The organism is Coleofasciculus sp. C1-SOL-03, from assembly GCF_040220555.1.
In the GTDB taxonomy this organism is placed as follows: Bacteria; Cyanobacteriota; Cyanobacteriia; order Cyanobacteriales; family Coleofasciculaceae; genus Coleofasciculus.
The window spans coordinates 103891-122292 of sequence record NZ_JAVJUO010000074.1 but is presented as its reverse complement, the minus strand read 5'-3'; the positions used below and the strand labels follow the sequence as shown (position 1 = coordinate 122292).

Annotated in this window: 22 protein-coding genes and 2 pseudogenes; 4 read left to right on the top strand and 20 right to left on the bottom strand. The window is 45.7% G+C overall.

Annotated features, from left to right (window positions below; translation table 11 throughout):
* Nucleotides 1–138 precede the first annotated feature (138 nt).
* The 3 genes and pseudogenes from RIE73_RS12915 to RIE73_RS12905 form a co-directional block, all read right to left on the bottom strand.
* Nucleotides 139–522 (bottom strand): annotated as a pseudogene (locus tag RIE73_RS12915) (RRXRR domain-containing protein); the annotation flags it as partial.
* Nucleotides 523–1069: 547 nt separating this feature from the next.
* Complete coding sequence (locus RIE73_RS12910; protein WP_446401552.1) at nucleotides 1070–1444, bottom strand: DUF433 domain-containing protein; 375 nt, start codon at nucleotides 1442–1444, stop codon at nucleotides 1070–1072.
* A gap of 304 nt (nucleotides 1445–1748) precedes the next feature.
* Nucleotides 1749–2444, bottom strand: coding sequence for a Uma2 family endonuclease (locus tag RIE73_RS12905; RefSeq protein WP_446401551.1), 696 nt, complete (start codon nucleotides 2442–2444; stop codon nucleotides 1749–1751).
* On the opposite strand from RIE73_RS12905, the gene RIE73_RS12900 reads away from it, so the two are divergent.
* The 3 genes from RIE73_RS12900 (at nucleotide 2416) to RIE73_RS12890 (ending at nucleotide 3391) form a co-directional block, all read left to right on the top strand.
* Entirely contained in the window at nucleotides 2416–2625 is a 210-nt protein-coding gene (locus tag RIE73_RS12900; protein ID WP_446401550.1) for a hypothetical protein, read from the top strand. The genes RIE73_RS12905 and RIE73_RS12900 overlap by 29 nt on opposite strands.
* A 110-nt stretch (nucleotides 2626–2735) precedes the next feature.
* A complete protein-coding gene (locus RIE73_RS12895; RefSeq protein ID WP_446401549.1) occupies nucleotides 2736–2966 on the top strand; it encodes a hypothetical protein in 231 nt (76 codons plus the stop codon).
* On the top strand, nucleotides 2963–3391 hold the full coding sequence (locus tag RIE73_RS12890) for a type II toxin-antitoxin system VapC family toxin (protein WP_446401548.1): 429 nt from the start codon (nucleotides 2963–2965) through the stop codon (nucleotides 3389–3391). The genes RIE73_RS12895 and RIE73_RS12890 overlap by 4 nt, the downstream gene beginning before the upstream one ends.
* Nucleotides 3392–3575: 184 nt before the next feature.
* Here RIE73_RS12890 and RIE73_RS12885 read toward each other — a convergent pair whose 3' ends face one another.
* The 17 genes and pseudogenes from RIE73_RS12885 to RIE73_RS12805 all read right to left on the bottom strand — a co-directional run bounded on the left by RIE73_RS12885 (nucleotide 3576) and on the right by RIE73_RS12805 (nucleotide 17023).
* The gene (locus tag RIE73_RS12885) at nucleotides 3576–3686 is read right to left on the bottom strand and encodes a GTP-binding protein (RefSeq protein WP_446401556.1); all 111 of its coding nucleotides are present in this window, start codon (nucleotides 3684–3686) and stop codon (nucleotides 3576–3578) included.
* Nucleotides 3687–3785: 99 nt separating this feature from the next.
* Nucleotides 3786–3945, bottom strand: a pseudogene (locus RIE73_RS12880) (metallophosphatase); the annotation flags it as partial.
* Between the two features lie 5 nt (nucleotides 3946–3950).
* Nucleotides 3951–4349 (bottom strand): type II toxin-antitoxin system VapC family toxin, encoded by a 399-nt coding sequence (locus RIE73_RS12875; protein WP_446401547.1) that lies wholly within the window; start codon nucleotides 4347–4349, stop codon nucleotides 3951–3953.
* Nucleotides 4346–4591: a type II toxin-antitoxin system Phd/YefM family antitoxin gene (locus tag RIE73_RS12870; protein ID WP_446401546.1), complete on the bottom strand. Its 246-nt coding sequence runs from the start codon at nucleotides 4589–4591 to the stop codon at nucleotides 4346–4348. Before RIE73_RS12870 ends, RIE73_RS12875 begins: the two co-directional genes overlap by 4 nt.
* A gap of 321 nt (nucleotides 4592–4912) precedes the next feature.
* Nucleotides 4913–5911, bottom strand: a complete 999-nt coding sequence (locus RIE73_RS12865; protein ID WP_446401545.1) for a CobW family GTP-binding protein — start codon at nucleotides 5909–5911, stop codon at nucleotides 4913–4915.
* A 277-nt stretch (nucleotides 5912–6188) separates the two neighbouring features.
* Complete coding sequence (folE, locus tag RIE73_RS12860; RefSeq protein ID WP_446401544.1) at nucleotides 6189–6836, bottom strand: GTP cyclohydrolase I FolE; 648 nt, start codon at nucleotides 6834–6836, stop codon at nucleotides 6189–6191.
* A 205-nt stretch (nucleotides 6837–7041) separates the two neighbouring features.
* Entirely contained in the window at nucleotides 7042–8100 is a 1059-nt protein-coding gene (locus tag RIE73_RS12855) for a CobW family GTP-binding protein (RefSeq protein WP_446401543.1), read from the bottom strand.
* Between the two features lie 61 nt (nucleotides 8101–8161).
* Nucleotides 8162–9190 carry a porphobilinogen synthase gene (gene hemB, locus RIE73_RS12850; protein WP_446401542.1) on the bottom strand — a complete coding sequence of 343 codons (1029 nt, stop codon included), beginning with the start codon at nucleotides 9188–9190 and terminating at the stop codon, nucleotides 8162–8164.
* A gap of 111 nt (nucleotides 9191–9301) precedes the next feature.
* Complete coding sequence (locus RIE73_RS12845; RefSeq protein WP_446401541.1) at nucleotides 9302–9763, bottom strand: DUF1830 domain-containing protein; 462 nt, start codon at nucleotides 9761–9763, stop codon at nucleotides 9302–9304.
* A 21-nt stretch (nucleotides 9764–9784) separates the two neighbouring features.
* Complete coding sequence (locus tag RIE73_RS12840; RefSeq protein WP_446401540.1) at nucleotides 9785–10654, bottom strand: energy-coupling factor ABC transporter ATP-binding protein; 870 nt, start codon at nucleotides 10652–10654, stop codon at nucleotides 9785–9787.
* Nucleotides 10655–10695: 41 nt separating this feature from the next.
* The gene (cbiQ, locus tag RIE73_RS12835) at nucleotides 10696–11493 is read right to left on the bottom strand and encodes a cobalt ECF transporter T component CbiQ (protein WP_446401539.1); all 798 of its coding nucleotides are present in this window, start codon (nucleotides 11491–11493) and stop codon (nucleotides 10696–10698) included.
* A 281-nt stretch (nucleotides 11494–11774) separates the two neighbouring features.
* Complete coding sequence (locus tag RIE73_RS12830) at nucleotides 11775–12077, bottom strand: energy-coupling factor ABC transporter substrate-binding protein (RefSeq protein ID WP_446401538.1); 303 nt, start codon at nucleotides 12075–12077, stop codon at nucleotides 11775–11777.
* Nucleotides 12074–12832 carry an energy-coupling factor ABC transporter permease gene (locus tag RIE73_RS12825; RefSeq protein ID WP_446401537.1) on the bottom strand — a complete coding sequence of 253 codons (759 nt, stop codon included), beginning with the start codon at nucleotides 12830–12832 and terminating at the stop codon, nucleotides 12074–12076. Before RIE73_RS12825 ends, RIE73_RS12830 begins: the two co-directional genes overlap by 4 nt.
* Before the next feature lie 15 nt (nucleotides 12833–12847).
* The gene (locus RIE73_RS12820; RefSeq protein WP_446401536.1) at nucleotides 12848–13105 is read right to left on the bottom strand and encodes a hypothetical protein; all 258 of its coding nucleotides are present in this window, start codon (nucleotides 13103–13105) and stop codon (nucleotides 12848–12850) included.
* A gap of 114 nt (nucleotides 13106–13219) precedes the next feature.
* Nucleotides 13220–14296 (bottom strand): WD40 repeat domain-containing protein, encoded by a 1077-nt coding sequence (locus RIE73_RS12815; RefSeq protein WP_446401535.1) that lies wholly within the window; start codon nucleotides 14294–14296, stop codon nucleotides 13220–13222.
* Nucleotides 14284–15255 (bottom strand): CobW family GTP-binding protein, encoded by a 972-nt coding sequence (locus RIE73_RS12810; protein WP_446401534.1) that lies wholly within the window; start codon nucleotides 15253–15255, stop codon nucleotides 14284–14286. The genes RIE73_RS12815 and RIE73_RS12810 overlap by 13 nt, the downstream gene beginning before the upstream one ends.
* 118 nt (nucleotides 15256–15373) lie before the next feature.
* Nucleotides 15374–17023, bottom strand: a complete 1650-nt coding sequence (locus tag RIE73_RS12805; protein WP_446401533.1) for an iron uptake porin — start codon at nucleotides 17021–17023, stop codon at nucleotides 15374–15376.
* 129 nt (nucleotides 17024–17152) lie between these two features.
* Between RIE73_RS12805 and RIE73_RS12800 the strand changes: the two genes are divergently transcribed.
* Complete coding sequence (locus RIE73_RS12800; RefSeq protein WP_446401532.1) at nucleotides 17153–18382, top strand: FAD-dependent oxidoreductase; 1230 nt, start codon at nucleotides 17153–17155, stop codon at nucleotides 18380–18382.
* The last annotated feature ends 20 nt before the right edge of the window (nucleotides 18383–18402 follow it).

Genomic DNA, 18402 nt, shown 5'->3' with positions numbered 1-18402 from the left:
TGGGGGTGATGCTTTCAACCCAGCACCTGGGCGATTGGACTTGGGATTTTTTCCCGCACCAATAAGCTGGTAAAGTTGTCATGACTTTTGTCATGCTGCCAATCCCTCACCTAGAGTGATTTCTGGCAAACGAGCCGCACTGTCAAAGCGGCACTGCCGATGGTTACGTTGTTTGAATGGGACATCCCGGTTAATCCGCCGTCCTCGCCGCCCCCGTCGCAGGATGGCGCGGGTTTCCATCCGTTTCTTCACCCGCCCAAACGGAAGGATAAGATGCAGTTGCAGCAAAGTGCATTTAGCAGACTGGACACCAACACCGGAGTAGGACTTACCGGGATCGACTCCCACCGCGATTGGTTGTACCTCTTGAGCCGATGGTGGTGTGGTGAGTTGGACGTAATAAACTCCCAAGTCTGACCACTTCCCCACGGCTTTACCAACATTCACCCACCGCCTAGCCCTAGATGGCTTGGTGGGCATTAAAGGTTTTCCTTCTTTGCTAACTACTGGCACACGAAACATGCGAGATAATCCACTCGTGTAATGTTTACGTCTCTTAAGGCATTAGTAAGGGTGTGTCCTGGATTGACCCAGTGTCCAGAGATTCCTAGACCTACAGTAATCTGAACTAGAGAAGCGTTCAGAAGTGGTTATCCCTTACCAACTCATGCCCTATTCATGACTTCCTGGCAGGTTCCCTCTGCCAATCCCCTCCTTCACAAAGTAAGGAGGGGTTCATGAACCTCATCAGGCAAAGTATCGGGGAGCATCCCATTTTGGCAAATAGGCGGGAAGGGGAGACTTTTAACTCGCAATTATTAATCGCGAGGTTGACGTTGTTGAGGCGACAGAAGGGAAAGTCTGCGAGTTGCGGGTATGGTTGACGAGGGAGGAGCATCTAGCGAGCGCTCTAAAACTCAAACTTCACAGGTTGTTCAGGGCTAAATAAAACCGAATTACAACTATGGAATAAAGAGTCGGATAGGAGTCCAATCAAGCCAACCGCCATTCAGGATACTGCCAGCAAGAAGCACTGCATGTCCTTCTAAGTTATGGTCAATCAAAAAATTCATGACCTAACTTCAAACTTAGCTTTCGCTGCTTGTAGTTTTGCTCGAACAGCTTCCTCACCAGGCTTTACTGGTTGGGTTGCAAGTCGGGAAATCAGATCACGATTTTTTTCCTCGTAATACCGCTGAAGTTCTTCAGCTTCCTTGAGAACGAGCTTATACTCAGCCTCGACTTCAGCACGATTTTCCTCAATGTAGGTAAGAGCAGCATTAATTTGTTCATTCGTTAGGTTAAATAGACCACGAATGAATTTAGAAGGATATTGGGCCGTCACATAGTCCATCACATCGTAGAGAGTGATGCGTGTACCTGCGATCGTGAGTCCCCGCTCTGTCCTAATAATTTCTGGATGTTGAGTAGGTGTTGAAACCATATCTAGTCTTCACTAAACTACCGACTCAATTATACTCAAAGTTTCGCTACACCCCACCGATCACCCAGCGGTCTAACGGTGAAGCTGAGCGGAGAGGGCGACCTCTTCGCTTAAGTTAAGTTAACTGGACTGGCGTTTGATTGGAAGTCTTATCAGTCTATAGTCGGGATAAAAAATCAAGTAGGAAAATTGACCGAGCGTCCAACACTAAGGTGGATATTTCAATATCCCCAACATGGCGCGTTGGCGTAGCCTTCCCGATGGGAAATCGCACACTCAGGGTTTGCTGCTCAACTAACAGACTTCATTCAAGATTGCGCGATCGCCCCACCAACTCCTGCACAAAGGCGTGATGGATTGGGTCAGCAATCCCAGCTTGCAGCCCATTGAGCACCTCCATCATTCTGCCCTCCAATAAAGCTGGCACGTTCAGCCACAATCCTGGGAACACGCTACTGCGAATCATGCCATCGGCATCCGGTTCAATTAAGACCAATTCCTCTGCTTGCAACCGAAACCAACTGAGGTGGTTCTCAAAGGTTGACCACACCAAATATTCCTGCACCCCATTGCGGCGATAGGCATTCCGCTTAACTCCTAAATCAATTGCCGCACTGCTTGTGGCAATTTCCGCCACTAACTCTGGTGTCCCTTCGATATAGCCATCTTCGCTAATCGTGGAGTTACCGCCAACTTCAATTCGCAGCAGTGCATCTGGTTGGGGTTCATTATCTAAATCCAACCGGGTTGTGGTGTTATCAGCCACACTGACACCGGGAGTGGCCGTCCAATATACCCCTAACCAGGTGACTAAGGCAGCATGAGGTGTACCATGAAAAACTGTAACTGGGGATGCCACGTAAACCACTCCTTCAATCAATTCAGCTTTAAATTTTTCCGGGGTCGCCTCATAGCGGCGCTCAAACTCAGCACGAGTCAAGCGATCGCCACTTTCCAGGGGGGGAATTGGGATGGAACGAGCAGGCTGCTGCAACACCATAATCAAAAATCAAAGTTTAGAGGATGAAGGAGATGGTTGGTATCCATTTTACAAGATAGCGATGGTGCAGGCTCCCCCGTCTTTTATACAGACTCAAACGGTCAAACTGTCCCAGAAGACAAAGAAAAAGGCGATCGCACAAGGGATTCTCGGTTATTTCAACCAAAACCTTGCTGGATGAAAGCATCCCCTTGACAAGTGGCTGGGAAATCTAGCAAATGAAATCGATCTAGTCGCCGGGGTTATAATTATTTCAATAGAACCCAGACTATCCAGCCCTGAGAGGTGTCTATGCTACTGCAAGAGCTAAAGGAAGAAGCTGTCAAGTTATCACCGAGCGATCGGCTTGCGCTGGTTAGTGCCATCATTGAGTCCTTGCAGAGTACCCCCATTGCCAAGCCTGGTCGTTCTAGTGCAATTCGACGAATGCGTGGCTTACTCAAAACAGACCAACCCGCACCAACCGACCAAGAAGTAGCGGCGATGTTGGAAGAGCGTCGGGTGGAGAAATATCTTCAGTGAACGTTTTAGTTGACACCAATATTCTCCTAGATTTTCTATTACAAAGAGAGCCATTTTTCCACGATGCAGAGCAACTGTTTCAGGCGATCGATTCTGGTCAGATCGTTGGGTATGCCACAGCTACAACGCTCACAGACATTTTTTACATTGCTCGAAGACACACACGCAGTATTGAGCAAGCACGGGAAGCAGTTTCAGAGACATTGACAGCGATGGAGATCTGCCCTGTGAACCGAGAGGTTTTAGAGGTAGCGTTTAGCTCAGGTTTTGCTGATTTTGAGGATGCGATTCAAGTTGCTTGTGCTGTAGCTCAAGGGCTTGATGCTATCTTGACCCGCGATAATCAAGGGTTTTTGAATTCATCCGTACCTGTGTTATCAGTTCAGGAGTGCTTGCATCGCTTTGAAGAGCCAAATAACGAGTAGTGGATTGGGAGACGAAGATTACGATCGCGTTGTCAGCTTGTCGCAAACGCTGTCCAACATTAGACTTTATTAGGCGCTACAGTCCTTATGTGGTAAGCGTTATGAACTCTGAAGACTGATAGTTTAGCACACTAAGTCCGGAAGAACCATAATTATCAACAGGATTAATCGTTTATTTCGGCTCTTAACTTGCTATGCACTCTGCTAATTCTTGTTGAATCCACTCTGCATTTAAATTTCGTCCAATGAAAACGAGTTGATTCCAACGAGGAGGGTGAGAACGTTCACTTTTTATATCACATCGCTTACCACTTATGAGTTTGCTGGTCAGCGATCAGTCCTACATCAATGAGAATGCCCATCGACAGTGGGGATAGCAGTTTGTGTTTCCCTCCTGCAAGCGATCGCACCCATTCCACCATTTCTCGCGGAATCGCATCCCACAAGGTTTTTACCCTGTCTATGCCATATTGCTTAATCAGTTCAGTCGGTTCTCCCGTTCGTCCCAAGCCATGCAAGATAAGCAACTGTTCTTCCCACCAACCTTGACTGATAAAAACTAGGAACTAGCCGCCCAGAGTAAAGAGACTTCATATTGGTTAAATGTCGAATCTGCACTTACAAGTGTCATGTCTTCTAGTTGAGCTTGTGCAATCAGCATTCTGTCAAAAGGGTCACGATGATGTAAAGGTAATGCAGCTACCCGCAAAGCATGAGAAGCAGTGATCTCTAACGATCTAGCTCCTAGTTGAGTCATACGAGTAGAGACATAATCATCTAGTTGCTCTGGTAGTGGCAACTTACCAATTGAAACTTTAATTCCCATCTCCCAAACACTGGCAACTGAAAACCATACTTCATTGGTTTCATCCGCGATCTGCTCAATTACGTTCTCATTTAATTTTTCGGGTTGAGCAAACCACCATAGCCAGCATTGTGTATCTAGTAAAAGTCTCACTCTGCGCCGCCCTCAAATGCCACCAAAATATCTTCTGGTAAAGGAGCATTAAAGTCATCTGGTACAGTAAACATCTCTCGATCTTGTCCCAAACTAGACCGTCGATCTAAGGATGTCCGAAATGGAACAAGTTTAGCAATTGGGATACCTCGGTTTGAAATAACGATTTCCTCTCCGAGTTCCACACGGGACAATAGCCGAGAAAGGTTTGTTTTGCAGTAATGAATGTTGACTGTTTCCATAGCCCCAAAAAACTAAGTCTACAGACTAAGTTTAATCGAGTTGCGGCAATTCTGCAAGAGCAAGTTAATTTAGAGTTGTGGGTAACTGGTAAGCAACGCGGCATAACAACGCGCTGGAGCGGACGGTACAAAGTCTTCGCACTTCGTTCTAGTCCTCTTGCAGCAGCTCAACCGGAACGTTAGACTAATGGAACCCAATCCAAGCAATACTAGCAAGATGATTGATGTTGTCCTAATCGGTGTGTCTACTGCTATAATCATTTTTCTATGAGAGACTAAAAGCGGATAATTATCAACAGAATGAATCGTCTATTTCAGTTCTTAACTTGCTATGCACTCTGCTAATTCTTGTCGAATCCACTCTGCATTTAAATTTCGTCCAATGAAAACGAGTTGATTCCAACGAGGAGGGTGAGAACGTTCACTTTTTATATCACATCGCTTACCACTTAATTGAAACAGATGACGTAACTGACTTCCCTGAAACCAGAGAATGCCCTTCCCCCGATAAACGTTGGTGGGTAGATTATCGACAAAGGTTTGAAATTTGGGCAAATTTAAGGCGCGATCGCTCTCAAATGAGACTGCCATAAACTGATCATGTTCCAGATGGTGAGACTGATGCTCATGAGCCAAATGATGCTCGGCTGATGCTGCACTTTTATAGGTGCTAGGCTCATTAAGGTTCACATTCAAAATCAGTGGCAATGACACCTGTCCATACTGGGTTTGGAGGACTCTAGCTCCAGGTTTCAGGGAACGAATATAGTCCTCGAGTTGATTAATTCGTTTGGGGGCAACTAAATCGGTTTTGTTCAACAGAATAATATCAGCAAAAATGAGTTGATTCCGTGCCGCTTCACTGTCATAGTGGTTCGGCATCAACGATTCTGCATCGACAACCGTCAATATGGAATCAATGTGAGTAACGGTTTGTAATTCTGTGGTGATAAAACTCAGCATAATTGGCAACGGATCTGCCACCCCTGTGGTTTCAACCAGGATGTAATCTACCGGATCATCACGGTGAATTAACGCATCAACCGTATCAACGAGATTTTCATTAATCGTGCAGCAAATGCAACCATTACTCAGTTGCACCATATTTTCATCAATCGATACCAAGAGTTTGGAATCGATATCAATGTCACCAAATTCATTAACAATAACGGCTATCTTCAAATCCTGACGATTATGCAAAATATAATTGAGCAGCGTAGTTTTGCCGCTTCCCAAAAAACCCGTGATAATGGTAACAGGTATTCCCCGCCCAGAAGCGGTGAAAGATGTGGGACGAACTTGTTTGACACTAGGGGTCATAAAATTCCTCCGGTTGAGTAACGACAAATTGGCGGATTGAACGATCTGACTCGCCCTAAACCAATTGTATAGTAATAATTAAGTAGGTGGACACAACTAAAGTAACTGTTGAGATTAGGGAACAGGGAACGGGGAACAGGGAACAGTAAGGTTTTGAGGGCAATTTACAAAAATTGATACAGTGCCGTTTTCTTTTGTCCGACTACTTATTATCATCAAAACTTCAAAAAAGGGCTTTCTCCTAGGATTAGGTGATCGCCCCTAACTAACAGGCACGCTAATGAAACCTTGGGTTATGTTGAACCAAATCCATGAACTCCTGGCGAGTTCGAGCATCCTCAGCAAACACCCCTCGCACCGCACTGGTCACAGTCCAAGACCCTGGCTTTTGCACACCTCGCATCACCATGCACATATGCGTCGCTTCCACGACTACGGCTACACCTTTAGGCTTGAGTAATCCCACGAGTCCATCAGCAATCTGTGCCGTCAGACGTTCCTGTACTTGCAAGCGCCGCCCATACATTTCGCAAATCCGAGCAATTTTGGACAGTCCAATCACCTTACCATTGGGAATATAGGCAACGTGAGCGCGACCGAGAATCGGCAGAATATGATGCTCACAGGAGCTAAAAATATCGATATCCCGTACTAGCACCATTTCATTAGCATCTTCGGTAAATACTGCACCATTGAGTAATTCATCCAGGGATTGGTGATAACCCGATGTCAAAAACTTTAAGGCTTTAACCACACGTTTAGGGGTATCTTGTAATCCTTCGCGGTCTGGATCTTCTCCCAATCCCAGTAACAAAGTACGCACGGCTTGCCTCATTTCTTCGTCAGAGACAAGGGGTTGATCAGGAGTTGAAAGGGATGGCATTACACCATTTAATGGCATCGGCTTGGATTGAGATAAGGTCATGATGGAATAATTTTATGAAGGACAAAAATGAAGGAAAACAAAAAGACAATTCAGCCAATAAGTAGTCGAACAAAATAAAACAGCACCATACTATTTTTTGTTAACAAAACTCAAACCCTTACTGTTCCCTGTTCCCTGTTCCCTGTTCCCTAATCTCAACCGTTCACGTTAATTGTGTCCACCTACTTAATTGACAATTAATTGACTATAATTTTACCGATTCAACCAGACAGTTGTCCAGTATCGTTTTGATTTCATCTAGATCGAGATGACGCCCAATCAAGACAAGCTGAGTTTTAGGTGAACCTATCCAAGGCTCAGCGTTTAATTCAAACCGAGGACCGCTGAGTTGAAAGATATGGCGTAAAGGGCTATCACTAAACCAGAGAATACCTTTTCCCCGAAACACAGTATTCGGCATCTGTTCAGTCAAAAAATACTCAAATTTGTGGACATCAAAAGGGCGATCGCTCTGGAAAGACAGGGAAACAAATCCATCATTTTCTAAGTGATGGGAATGATGGGAGTGATCATGATGGTGATGGGAGTGATCCTGATGGGAATGATGCCCATGATCCTCGTGCTGGCTTTCCTCCAACTCCTGCTGGTAGTTCTCTATTTGGGTTAATCCCACATCCAAAATTAAGGGTAATGGCACTTGACCATATTGACAACGGATGAGTCTTGCTCCCTGTTTAATTACGCGGATATAACTCTCTAATTCATCCAGCTTTTTCGGCTCAGCGCGATCTGTTTTATTCAGCAACACGATATCACCATACGCCACCTGTGCAAACGCGGCTTCACTGTCAAAATGCTCTGGAGTGAATGTTTCAGCATCGACTACCGTTAAGATCGAATCCAATCGCGTCAGGTTTCGCAGTTCTGTCCCTAAAAAGGTAATCGCAATGGGTAACGGATCAGCCACTCCCGTGGTTTCAATGACTAAATAATCAATCCGGTCTTCCCGTTCTAAAACGCGATAAACAGCATCAACTAACCCATCATTAATCGTACAGCAAATACAACCATTACTCAACTCCACCATGTCTTCATCGAAAGAAACCAGAAGCTGGGAGTCAATATTGATATCTCCAAACTCATTCACTAACACAGCGACTTTTAAATTCTGCTTGTTTTCGAGAATTTGATTAACTAAGGTGGTTTTGCCACTCCCCAGAAATCCGGTAATAATCGTGACAGGCATCCCTCGTTTGGGAAGGTTTACGATTTCCGATTCCGTTTGTTTTGTTGTCTGTACCATGGTTTTCTTTTAGGATGAAAGTCTCGGTTGGTCTAACTACAATTAGCGGTAGATGGGATATTTACGTCCCCGGCAACATCAAGGCGACATCTTTAGCAAAGTAGGTCAAAATTAGGTCAGCACCCGCCCGTTTGATACTCGTAAGCGTTTCTAAAATCACGGATTTTTCGTCAATCCAACCCCTTTGACTCGCGGCTTTAATCATGGCATATTCACCACTGACATTGTAAGCCGCCACGGGGAGTTGAGTCGCGTTACGAACCTGCTGAATAATATCGAGATAGGCAAGAGCAGGCTTAATCATTAATACGTCAGCACCTTCGGCAATATCCAAAGCTATTTCTTTGAGTGCTTCCTTAGCATTAGCTGAATCCATTTGATAGGTTTTCTTATCACCAAACTTCGGCGCAGAATCAAGGGCGTCACGAAAGGGACCATAATAGGCAGAGGCGTATTTAGCGGAGTAGGCGAGAATCCCGACATCGACATAACCCTCAGCGTCTAGCGCTTGGCGAATGGCGCCCACTCGCCCATCCATCATGTCAGAAGGCGCCACGAGATCTGCACCTGCATTGGCTTGTGAAAGTGCCATTTTCACCAACACGTCTACCGTGGGATCATTGAGGATAATGCCGTCTTCTGAGACAATGCCATCATGACCGTGAGATGAGAACGGATCGAGGGCGACATCGGTAATCACCACGATTTCGGGTACGGCTTGACGAATCGCTTTGACGGTTCGCTGTACAAGTCCATCCGGATTATAGCTTTCGGTGGCGGTGGCATCTTTCTTGTCTTCAGGGATAACGGGGAATAGCGCGATCGCATTAATCCCTAATTCAAAGACGTTTTCTACTTCTTTGAGTAGTAAATCCCCGGAATAACGGTAGCATCCCGGCATAGAAATTATTTCCTGCTGATGACTCTCGCCTTCCATAACAAACAGGGGATAAATTAGATCGTTAACACTAAGCTGAGTTTCTCGTACCATCCGGCGCATGGCTGGTGTGCGACGCAGACGCCTGGGGCGATTGGGTAACAGGAGGTTGGTTGATTTAGAGTGATGAGACACGGAGTTTTTTGATGACATAAGTTAAGGTAATTGACAGTAATAATTAGGGGGATTTAGCCATCTATTTGGCTCAATCTAGATCACAAAAGCAGTTGAGGGATTCGAGAAGCTGACACAATCAAGAACAGGCTAGTTGAACGTTCGGTGGCTGGAAGGGTGAAAAACTGGAAGTTTTTTTAAGTCTTGGTTAGGCGATCGGATGATATCATGTTCGCCAAAATAACCGTAATATCCTTCTTCATTGCCACCTTGATCCTTCCCTTCTGCCCTCTGCCTTCTGCCCTCTGCCTTGTCTCCACCTAAATGTGAGTATTCAACCGGACATAATATGAATTCCTGTTGAATGTATAACCGATCGCAGCCAATTCTATCTAGAAGAATTCCCTGGCTCATTGCGCCTGTATAAATTTCCAGTTGAGCCTCAGAACAGGCTTCAAATAAGAGATGTTGCCGAGGAAATACGACTCGCTCAAAGTACCAATTGGGAATATTGACAATCCGCACAATCTGAACTTGTCTCGTCTGATTGAAATAGCCACATAAAATTTTCGAGGGAAAGTCTGGGGGCAAAGCATCAAGAATTTGAGTCATGGTTATAATTACTTAGTTTAATTAACGTCTGGATTGATATAAATTTTGCGTCATAGTTCCTGATAATTTCTCGTTCAGTTCATTCACGGTTCGGGGAACAGAGGTATTTTCTGAACGACAAAGGTGCTTGGATAAGGCTTGCCAGATTTGCCAGACTATTGGCAAACCGAGTTGTAAGTCTTCAATTAATTCCCGTTGGGAAAAAACTGCTTCCGCCTCACCTTCCATAACCAATTGTCCTTGATGGAGAACCAAGAACCAATCTGCCCATTGATAGGCAATATCTAAGTCATGGGTTGCCAGAACAACTGTTGTTCCTGACTCATGAATCCGATCTAATTCCTGCATAAAATTCTGAGTTTGTCTTTGATCTAAATAAGCCGTCGGTTCGTCTAAAAGGAGTAATTCTGGCTTCAACGCCATCACACCCGCTAAAGCAACGCGCCGCTTTTGTCCTAAGCTGAGATGGTGTAGGGGTAGGTTGACTAATTCCTGCAAAACAAAGTCCGCGATCGCGTCATCAAGTCTCTGTTCAAATTCGGCTTTGGCTAATTGCAAGTTAGCTAAACCATAAGCGATATCCTCTATCACTGTTCCGGCGACTAATTGTTGTTCAGGATCTTGAAAAGCTAACCCAATTCGTTGTCGCCATCGATTGAGAGATTTGCGGTTGTATTTTAATTCCTCGTTTTTCCAGTAGATTTTTCCTTGCTGAACTTTATGTAACCCATCTATCAACAGGAATAGGCTGGATTTCCCCGATCCGTTTTCACCAATAATCGCCGTTTTTTTTGATTGAGCAATCCTCAGGTTTAATTCCCGAAACAAAGGATTATCTTGACCTGGATAAGTATAAACGATGTCTTTGAGTTGTAGCAATGTATGGGTCATAGATGGGGGATAGGGTAAAAAAGACTGAATCCACAGTTATTCTAGTTAATTCTCAGATAAATATCTAATCCTGACAAACTTAAACACCCAATTATTCCTTCTAAGGCATAGCGCTGGGAATAGTTCCGATGTTGCTCATTAAACCAATAGAATCTATCGGTAAATCCTCTAGCGGCTAAGCCTAAACCAAATTGATGATAGCGAATGATTGTCCGTTGCAGCAATTGACTAACGAGCAAACTTGTACTCTTAACCGCTAATGTCCAGGTGCGATATCCTCCTCTCGCTTGTTGTGCTAATTGTAACTCAATCACGGTGTTAATCAGCATAAAAACAAAGCGGTACATTAACATCAGCAAATCACCGATCGTTTCGGGCAATTGACAACGACGTAGGGTTTGCACAATTTCCAGAAATGGAATAGTCAGCAGCATAAAAAGTAAGCATGAGAGACAAGCCAAAGATCGGATAAAAATTTGGACTCCTTCTCGCCAGCCACTGTGACTGAGATAGAAATATAATCCACCTAACTGAATACCTCCGAGTTGATCATGGGCAACTAAATCGATTTGGTTCGTCCCGATTATGTTAATCATTAATGCTGGCAAACCCATCCCCAAAAATAGACTACTCACACCCAGAAGCTTTAAATAAGATTGGATCGGAATTTTGGCATAACCGATTGTCCAAATTGCCAGCCAGAGACTAATCAAAACTTGAGTGAGAGGGGAAGCGATGAGAGCAATTCCTAAAACGGCTAACGCAAACAGTAATTTTTGCTCTGGGGGTAGGGTTCTCAGGTTATTCTTATAAGAAAGTGTATCAATGGGGAGAGTCATGATCTCATTTAATTAGGGTTTGCTGAATCAGTATTGTGTTTTGTAGAGACGTGACTGTGGAACGTCTGGGAGTAATGGTACATTTGTCATAATTTATGATGCCCTAATTTTGACGAATTTGACCCGATAAAATGTAAAGAAAACAAATAACCAATGACGCAGGACGAAAGACAAATGACAATTACCTTAAAGGTGAATAGCACTGAAATAAGATGAGTTCGTAGTCGGCACTTTAGTGCCTCAAGCGCTGAAGCGCTTACTACAAACAAATCAGTGACATTCTACTTAAAGGTAGAATGACGCTCACTTTTTCCTCGATATAAACCGATCGCGTAACCGATTGTCCCCGCACCAATCCCAGCTTGTAAGGCAAATAACAGCGATTCAGTTTCACCACCTGGAGGTGCTAACAAAGGTTCAAACCATGGTTCATACTCAGGCTGAATGTCTCCAATCACGGCTTCGGCTTGTCCATCAGCACCGCTAAATTCAGAATCTCGAATGGTAAGTAAAGGGATAACCGCCAGAAGGATTACGCCTGAAATTAATAACCAATTATTCCAGCTTGATTTTTGTCGTTTCATAGTGATTTCGGTTTAATCAAGTTTAATACTTGTAATTGCTCTTGACTATAGGTAACCAGCCAATTCCAAACTAACACCGTTAACAATCCTTCACTAATCGCCAGGGGAATTTGGGTGATAGCGAAAATACCAGCAAATTTGATAAATGAGCTGAAAATACCGCCTTCTGGTGCGGGAAATGCCAGGGCTAACTGTAGAGACGTGACCACGTAGGTGATTAAATTAGCGACAGCGGCGGCGAGAAATATGGCAACGGTTTGTCTTCCAGTTACTTGCAGCACTAAACGATACAAACCATACGCCACCATCGGACCAACAACTGCCATGGAAAATGCATTAGCGCCTAAGGTTGTCAACCCCCCATGAGCTAATAATAAAGCTTGAAAGAGCAGGACAAAACTTGCCAAAACTGTCATGATTAAGGGACTAAATAATACAGCCCCAAGTCCTGTCCCTGTCGGATGGGACGAACTACCTGTCACCGAGGGAATTTTTAACGCCGACAAGACAAAGGTAAAAGCACCTGCTAAAGCCAACAGCAGTTTTAATTCGGGATAATCTTTCGTGATTTGATTAAGGGAACGTAATCCCAACCAAAAAAAAGGCAGGAAGAGTATCCACCAAAAAATTGCCCAGGTTACGGGTAAAAACCCTTCCATAATATGCATCGCTTGAGCGGGTGGTGCCGCTAAAATGGTTACAGTGACACTTGTGGCAGTGATTAAACCTAGAGAAATAAGTTGTTTTCGTTTCATGGATATGCTCAAAATTTACGATTTCTCTAGCAAGTTTTGAATGTCAATTTCTTCTAGTTCTGCAAGAGGTTTGTGGATTTTATACTGTCGCTGGGGTTTGTCTAAGATGGCAATAACGGTTTCAATGGGTGGACATCCCGGTTCAGTACAGCGCAATTGACTCAGAGACACGGAGATTTTTTCATCAATCTCTAAAACATCATAAATCCACTGTTTAATTTGCTGGATTTTTTCGGGATGGGTTTGTTGGTCAGTACGAGAAAATAAGTCCATGACTATTGTCAGTTATTGATTGTTCATTCTCTGTGCCAGCTTTCCAGACGCGCCATGGCAGACGTAGCATGCTACGTCTCTACATATATATGTTCCTTATTCAGCAAACCCGAATTAACCAAATCCTTTACCCCGTTTGGATTCTGACCACACTAAAACCTCCCCATTTTGACCGCCAGCCGCCAATTGATGTCCCCCAGGATGCCACGCCAGACAAGAAAAACCCTGGGTAGCACCGTTCATCATTTGGGCAATTTGCTTGGCTTTTTGCCACAGACAAATCCAGCCATCATTACTCGCTGACGCTAATAGTAAACTCTTGGGTTGAAAGGCGATATCCTGGATAATGTCCGTATGCAGATCTAAAACCCGTGCATCCCAACCCTGACGATCATCCGTTTGTTTTTTCCAGATCACAATCCCCTCACCACTGGACGCCGCTAACAGTGGTGCAGTATTTGACAGGGATTTTGACCATCTCAAGTTGCGAATTTTGCCGGGGAATCCCCGCATCACCCAGGGATGAGGATTACCCCATTGGACGACTGTAATCGTTAAGTCGAGATTACCAGAAGCGAGATACTTGCCATCCGGTGACCAAGCAATCGCCATACTCGCCGCCGCCATATCGACCAGGAAAGGGTCATCATCCCAATTTCGACTATCCCAAACCTTAGCACCCTGATCACCCGCGATCGCTAAATGTTGTCCTTGAGGATGCCAAGTCATTCCCAATACTGAGGACGAGTCAAACGGTAATGTGATAATCGTTTCTTGTTCAGCCGCATCCCAGACTTGGACATAACGCCCCAAACTAAATGCTAATTGGTTAGCCGTGGGACTCCAACCCAGGTGATCAACCCATTTGGGGGCATTATTGAGAGTCGTGATCTGTTGAAGTTGGGGCTTCACCTGCCAAACTCTCACCCCACCATCTTGTCCTCCGGCTGCCAAGAATTGCCCATCGGGGGAAAAGTCCAGACCATCAATCGACTGTTCACCTGTGTCGTCTGAACCGAGAATTAAACGTGAGTCACCATTCCCGCCATCCCACAGCAGAACCTCCCCCGCCGCCGAACTCACCGCTAAACACCCATCAACTGACCAAGCCACAGCCGTGACATACTCCGAGAGTTGCCCACGCCACTGTTGTTCTAATAGATTTTTCTGGGTAATCCCTAAACCAGACACGCTCTAAAGTCCTCTCTCAGCTTCGCTTCCTCTAAATTGCGACCAATAAACACCAGTTCGCTTTTCCGGCGTTCTCCAGGTTTCCAAGCGCGATCGCCTCGACCATCAAACAACATGTGTACCCCTTGAAAGACAAAGCGTTGGTCTTCTCCAGCTATGTTGATAATTCCCTTCATCCGGAAAATATCAGGACCCTGGGTTTGTAACAATTGCGAGAGCCAATTATTCAGTTTTTCCCCATCCACAGGTTTTGATTCAACCAAAGCAAAGGAATGAACTGACTGATCATGTTCATGAGCATCTTCGCTGAGAAAGTTGGGGTCAATCTCCAAAGCACGGTTGAGGTCAAAGGCTTTCACACCCAATAACGCCTCCATGCCTAACTCAGAGTTTTGGGTGCGGTAAATTTTTGCTAGAGCATTCATCCCCCGTATCCGCGTCTCCAACTCATCTAACTCATCCGGGGAAACTAAATCTGTCTTGTTGAGCAAAAGTACATCAGCAAAGGCAATCTGTTCTTGCGCCTCATCTGCTTCCCAATGCTGCCAAATATGCTTGGTATCCACCACCGTTACCACCGCATCTAAAAGCAGTTGTTGCCGCATATCTTCATCAATGAAAAAGGTTTGAATCACCGGGGCGGGGTCAGCCAGTCCAGTGGTTTCTATCACCAGATGGTCAAACTTGTTACGCCGCTTAATTAGGTTCCCAATAATCCGCATCAAATCCCCTCGGACGGTACAGCAAATGCACCCGTTGTTCATCTCAAAGATTTCTTCATCGGCATCAATCACTAATTGGTTATCAATACCAACTTCTCCAAACTCGTTGACGATGACGGCGACTTTCTTACCGTGTTCGTAAGTAAGGATGTGGTTGAGCAGGGTGGTTTTCCCTGCACCGAGATAGCCGGTGAGAACAGTAACTGGAATGGTACTGGAGGCTTGAGCTGTTACCATACGCTATTTAAAATGATTATCATTCTCATATATTAAACGTTTTTCCCCTAGGCGACAATCCCTTTCACCCAAATAATGTAGAGACGTAGCATGCTACGTCTCTACAGATGGCACGTCTCTAGAATTCAAAGATAGTGCGAAGCGTCCCCACCCAAATCGTGTCATTGTTATCATCATCGTGTTCTGGGTTAAGAATCACGAACACCCCCGGATTAATCGCGATATTATCCGTGAGTTGATAACGATACTGAGCTTCCAGATGCCAAGACGTATCATCATCCTCAAAACCGCCATCATTATCCGTCACCTTCGGCGGTTGTCCGACAACAAACCCCAGCAGACTCCCCTCTGAGCCAAAATCAGGCAATGCCAACGTAACCGCCCAGTTAAAAATAGTGGCGTCATCGCCCTCATCCACCAAGACACCATTATTGAAACCATTATCTTGAGCCTGAGCCAGGGTTAAACCGCCCCACCCCGACAGCGTAAAAGCGGGACTGAGACGCAAACTGGCAGAAAGCCCAAACTGATCAGCTGACGTGGCAGTATCTTCCCCAAATGGCACATTTGCCAATTCACTCCCCGTCTTCCCAGAAACCACCACCTTTCCCCCAGGATAATAGGAACGCACATAAGTCAGACCCAAACGCAAAGCTTCGCTCGGTTCAATCCCCAGTTGGGCGATGGCAGCATAGCGACCATTAAACAATCCGTTTTTCTCACTCGGATTATTAGCATTGGCAGCCAGATAACCCAAGGATAAATTAAGTGCCGAATTGAAGTTATAGGTCAAACTAGCACCCGTGCCTCCGACTCCCTGATAATAAATCGGATTGAAACGCCCGAAACGAGAAATTGCCCCCGTCATTTCTCCCGAGAAAAACTCGTTATAGTTGGTAAAGTTCCCGGCAAACTCGCCGCCAATGGCATCAATCATAAAGGAAAGTTTGGCATCTTTAACGGCACCCTGTCCATGTTCCTCTTCTCCCAGAGAGAAGCTATATCTTATCTTGCCAAGAGCTAAATCATTATCATTGCCTTCATCAAAAGCGAAGCGAGTCATGCTAGTTCCAGTAATATTAGGATTATCTCCTTCACCGGGACCAAAAGGAACCGGATTCAGTGCATCTAAACGAGTCAGCAACAAGTCCTCTCCCGTAAAACTCGTCGCTAAAAATAGACGCACTCGGTTGTCGAAAACCACTTCATCTTCCAAATCTTCTCCACTACCATCTGCCTTTTCATCCCCAAACACGCTACTCAGGGAAAAGCTGACTTCTCCGCGAAGTTTGGTTGTTGTGGAAAACTGATGATCCTCTAAAAAAGCGACTCGACCTTCCAAATTATCGACTCGCGCCCCTAGAGTTGCCAATTCCGCCTCAAATTCTTGCACCAACCGTCGTAAGGTTGCCAAATCACTCCCCTCCAGTTCGCCATTGGGGAGTAAACGCTCAATTTGCTGCAAGCACGCATTCAAACCAGCGGCAAACTCAAATCGGGTTAAGGCTCGATTCCCGCGATAGGTGCCATCGGGATAGCCCGCGATACAGCCATAGCGTTCCACCAGACTGCGTAAGGCTTCATACGCCCAATCACCAGGGGAAACATCTCGTAACTGAGAGACACTGGTGACTTGCTCAAGAGCGTTCGTCTGACTGATGGGGTTGTACCCCTCAATCTGTGCCAAAGCATTTGGGGCTGCACAAACTGCCCAACTACCCAACACCACTGGGTTCACGATTAAAGACTGCCACCACATTTTTGCCATAGTCATTCCTCACACCCTATTCAGTTCAAGGTCTTGCCCGATCACCTATCGGTGACTCGGCATCACAATTATGATAATCATTATCATAAGAACGATTATCGTTATTGTAAATCCCGGGTCTGATTTTTCATGACAAACCATTCGGCATCCTTACCCGCGAACATTGACATTGCTATTGTTGGCGCAGGTCCCCAGGCTCTAACCCTAGTCACTCACCTGCTGCAAAAGCGTAAGACAATGGGGGATAGGTTTTGGGTGTTTGACGCCAGTGGCAGATGGATGAATCGGTGGTTCCATCAATTTGCCGCCCTAGACATCCCTCATCTGAGATCCCCTGCGGTACACCATCCCCACCCCAACCCCTATGCGCTGCGCTCTTTTGCCGAAAACCGGGAGTCGGAATTTTTTCCCCCTTATGATCTTCCGGGAACGCAGCTATTTGAGGAGTTTTGTCAGAATGTTATCCATCAGTGGGGCTTGCCGGATAAGCTGGTTCAGGCTGCTGTGAGTAGCATTGAGCCAACCACGGTTTTCAAACGCCCTCGATTTCGCCTGGAGTTGTCCAATGGGCAATCAGTCATCGCTCGTCGGGTGGTTCTGGCTACGGGTGCGGGGAGAAAGATTGTACCGGATTGGGTAGATAAGATGGCATCGGCTTATCCAAAGGACAGACTATGCCATGCTCAAAGCGTCGATTTACGCAACGTGCAGATAGTCGGTGAGCAGGTGTTGATTATTGGGGGTGGGTTGACGAGTGGACATTTAGCCGTAGGTGCAGCAGCACGGGGAGCGAAGGTGATGTTAATGTCACGGCGCCGACTCCAGGAAAAATGGTTTGATGCTGAACCGGGTTGGTTGGGACCCAAGTATCTCAAGGACTTTTGGGCTGAACCGGATTGGCAGAGGCGGTGGGAGATGATTCAGGGGGCGCGAAATGGGGGATCAATGACGCCAAAGATGATGTTTCAGTTACGCCGCCTGGAGCGGCAAGGTAAGCTGAGGTTTTATCCAGAATGTCAGGTGGTTGAGGCTCGGTGGCAGGATAACCAGTGGCAGGTTGACTGTGATGATGGTCAAGTCTATGAATGTCAACGTATTTGGTATGCCACTGGAACTGGCTTTAATGCCACCGTTGACCCGTTACTTCAGGATGTTATTGATGCATATCCTGTCCCTCTTGTCAAGGGATTGCCCGTTTTAGATGAGCATCTGCGTTGGTCGGGGTGTGAGTTATTTGTGATGGGAGGTTTAGCCGCCCTACAGATAGGACCCGTGGCACGGAACCTGTACGGTGGTAAACTGGCGAGCGATCGCATCGTACCTGCCTTAATCAAACCGACGCTGTATCATTCCTCTTAAGGCGAATGGCACTGACTTAA

Coding starts and splice junctions, on each gene's coding strand:
- RIE73_RS12910 (WP_446401552.1), bottom strand. CDS start 1,444: ATGGTTTCAACACCTACTCAACATCCAGAAATTATTAGGACAGAGCGG.
- RIE73_RS12900 (WP_446401550.1), top strand. CDS start 2,416: ATGGAACGAGCAGGCTGCTGCAACACCATAATCAAAAATCAAAGTTTA.
- RIE73_RS12905 (WP_446401551.1), bottom strand. CDS start 2,444: ATGGTGTTGCAGCAGCCTGCTCGTTCCATCCCAATTCCCCCCCTGGAA.
- RIE73_RS12895 (WP_446401549.1), top strand. CDS start 2,736: ATGCTACTGCAAGAGCTAAAGGAAGAAGCTGTCAAGTTATCACCGAGC.
- RIE73_RS12870 (WP_446401546.1), bottom strand. CDS start 4,591: ATGGAAACAGTCAACATTCATTACTGCAAAACAAACCTTTCTCGGCTA.
- RIE73_RS12865 (WP_446401545.1), bottom strand. CDS start 5,911: ATGACCCCTAGTGTCAAACAAGTTCGTCCCACATCTTTCACCGCTTCT.
- folE (WP_446401544.1), bottom strand. CDS start 6,836: ATGACCTTATCTCAATCCAAGCCGATGCCATTAAATGGTGTAATGCCA.
- RIE73_RS12855 (WP_446401543.1), bottom strand. CDS start 8,100: ATGGTACAGACAACAAAACAAACGGAATCGGAAATCGTAAACCTTCCC.
- hemB (WP_446401542.1), bottom strand. CDS start 9,190: ATGTCATCAAAAAACTCCGTGTCTCATCACTCTAAATCAACCAACCTC.
- RIE73_RS12845 (WP_446401541.1), bottom strand. CDS start 9,763: ATGACTCAAATTCTTGATGCTTTGCCCCCAGACTTTCCCTCGAAAATT.
- RIE73_RS12840 (WP_446401540.1), bottom strand. CDS start 10,654: ATGACCCATACATTGCTACAACTCAAAGACATCGTTTATACTTATCCA.
- cbiQ (WP_446401539.1), bottom strand. CDS start 11,493: ATGACTCTCCCCATTGATACACTTTCTTATAAGAATAACCTGAGAACC.
- RIE73_RS12830 (WP_446401538.1), bottom strand. CDS start 12,077: ATGAAACGACAAAAATCAAGCTGGAATAATTGGTTATTAATTTCAGGC.
- RIE73_RS12825 (WP_446401537.1), bottom strand. CDS start 12,832: ATGAAACGAAAACAACTTATTTCTCTAGGTTTAATCACTGCCACAAGT.
- RIE73_RS12820 (WP_446401536.1), bottom strand. CDS start 13,105: ATGGACTTATTTTCTCGTACTGACCAACAAACCCATCCCGAAAAAATC.
- RIE73_RS12810 (WP_446401534.1), bottom strand. CDS start 15,255: ATGGTAACAGCTCAAGCCTCCAGTACCATTCCAGTTACTGTTCTCACC.
- RIE73_RS12805 (WP_446401533.1), bottom strand. CDS start 17,023: ATGGCAAAAATGTGGTGGCAGTCTTTAATCGTGAACCCAGTGGTGTTG.
- RIE73_RS12800 (WP_446401532.1), top strand. CDS start 17,153: ATGACAAACCATTCGGCATCCTTACCCGCGAACATTGACATTGCTATT.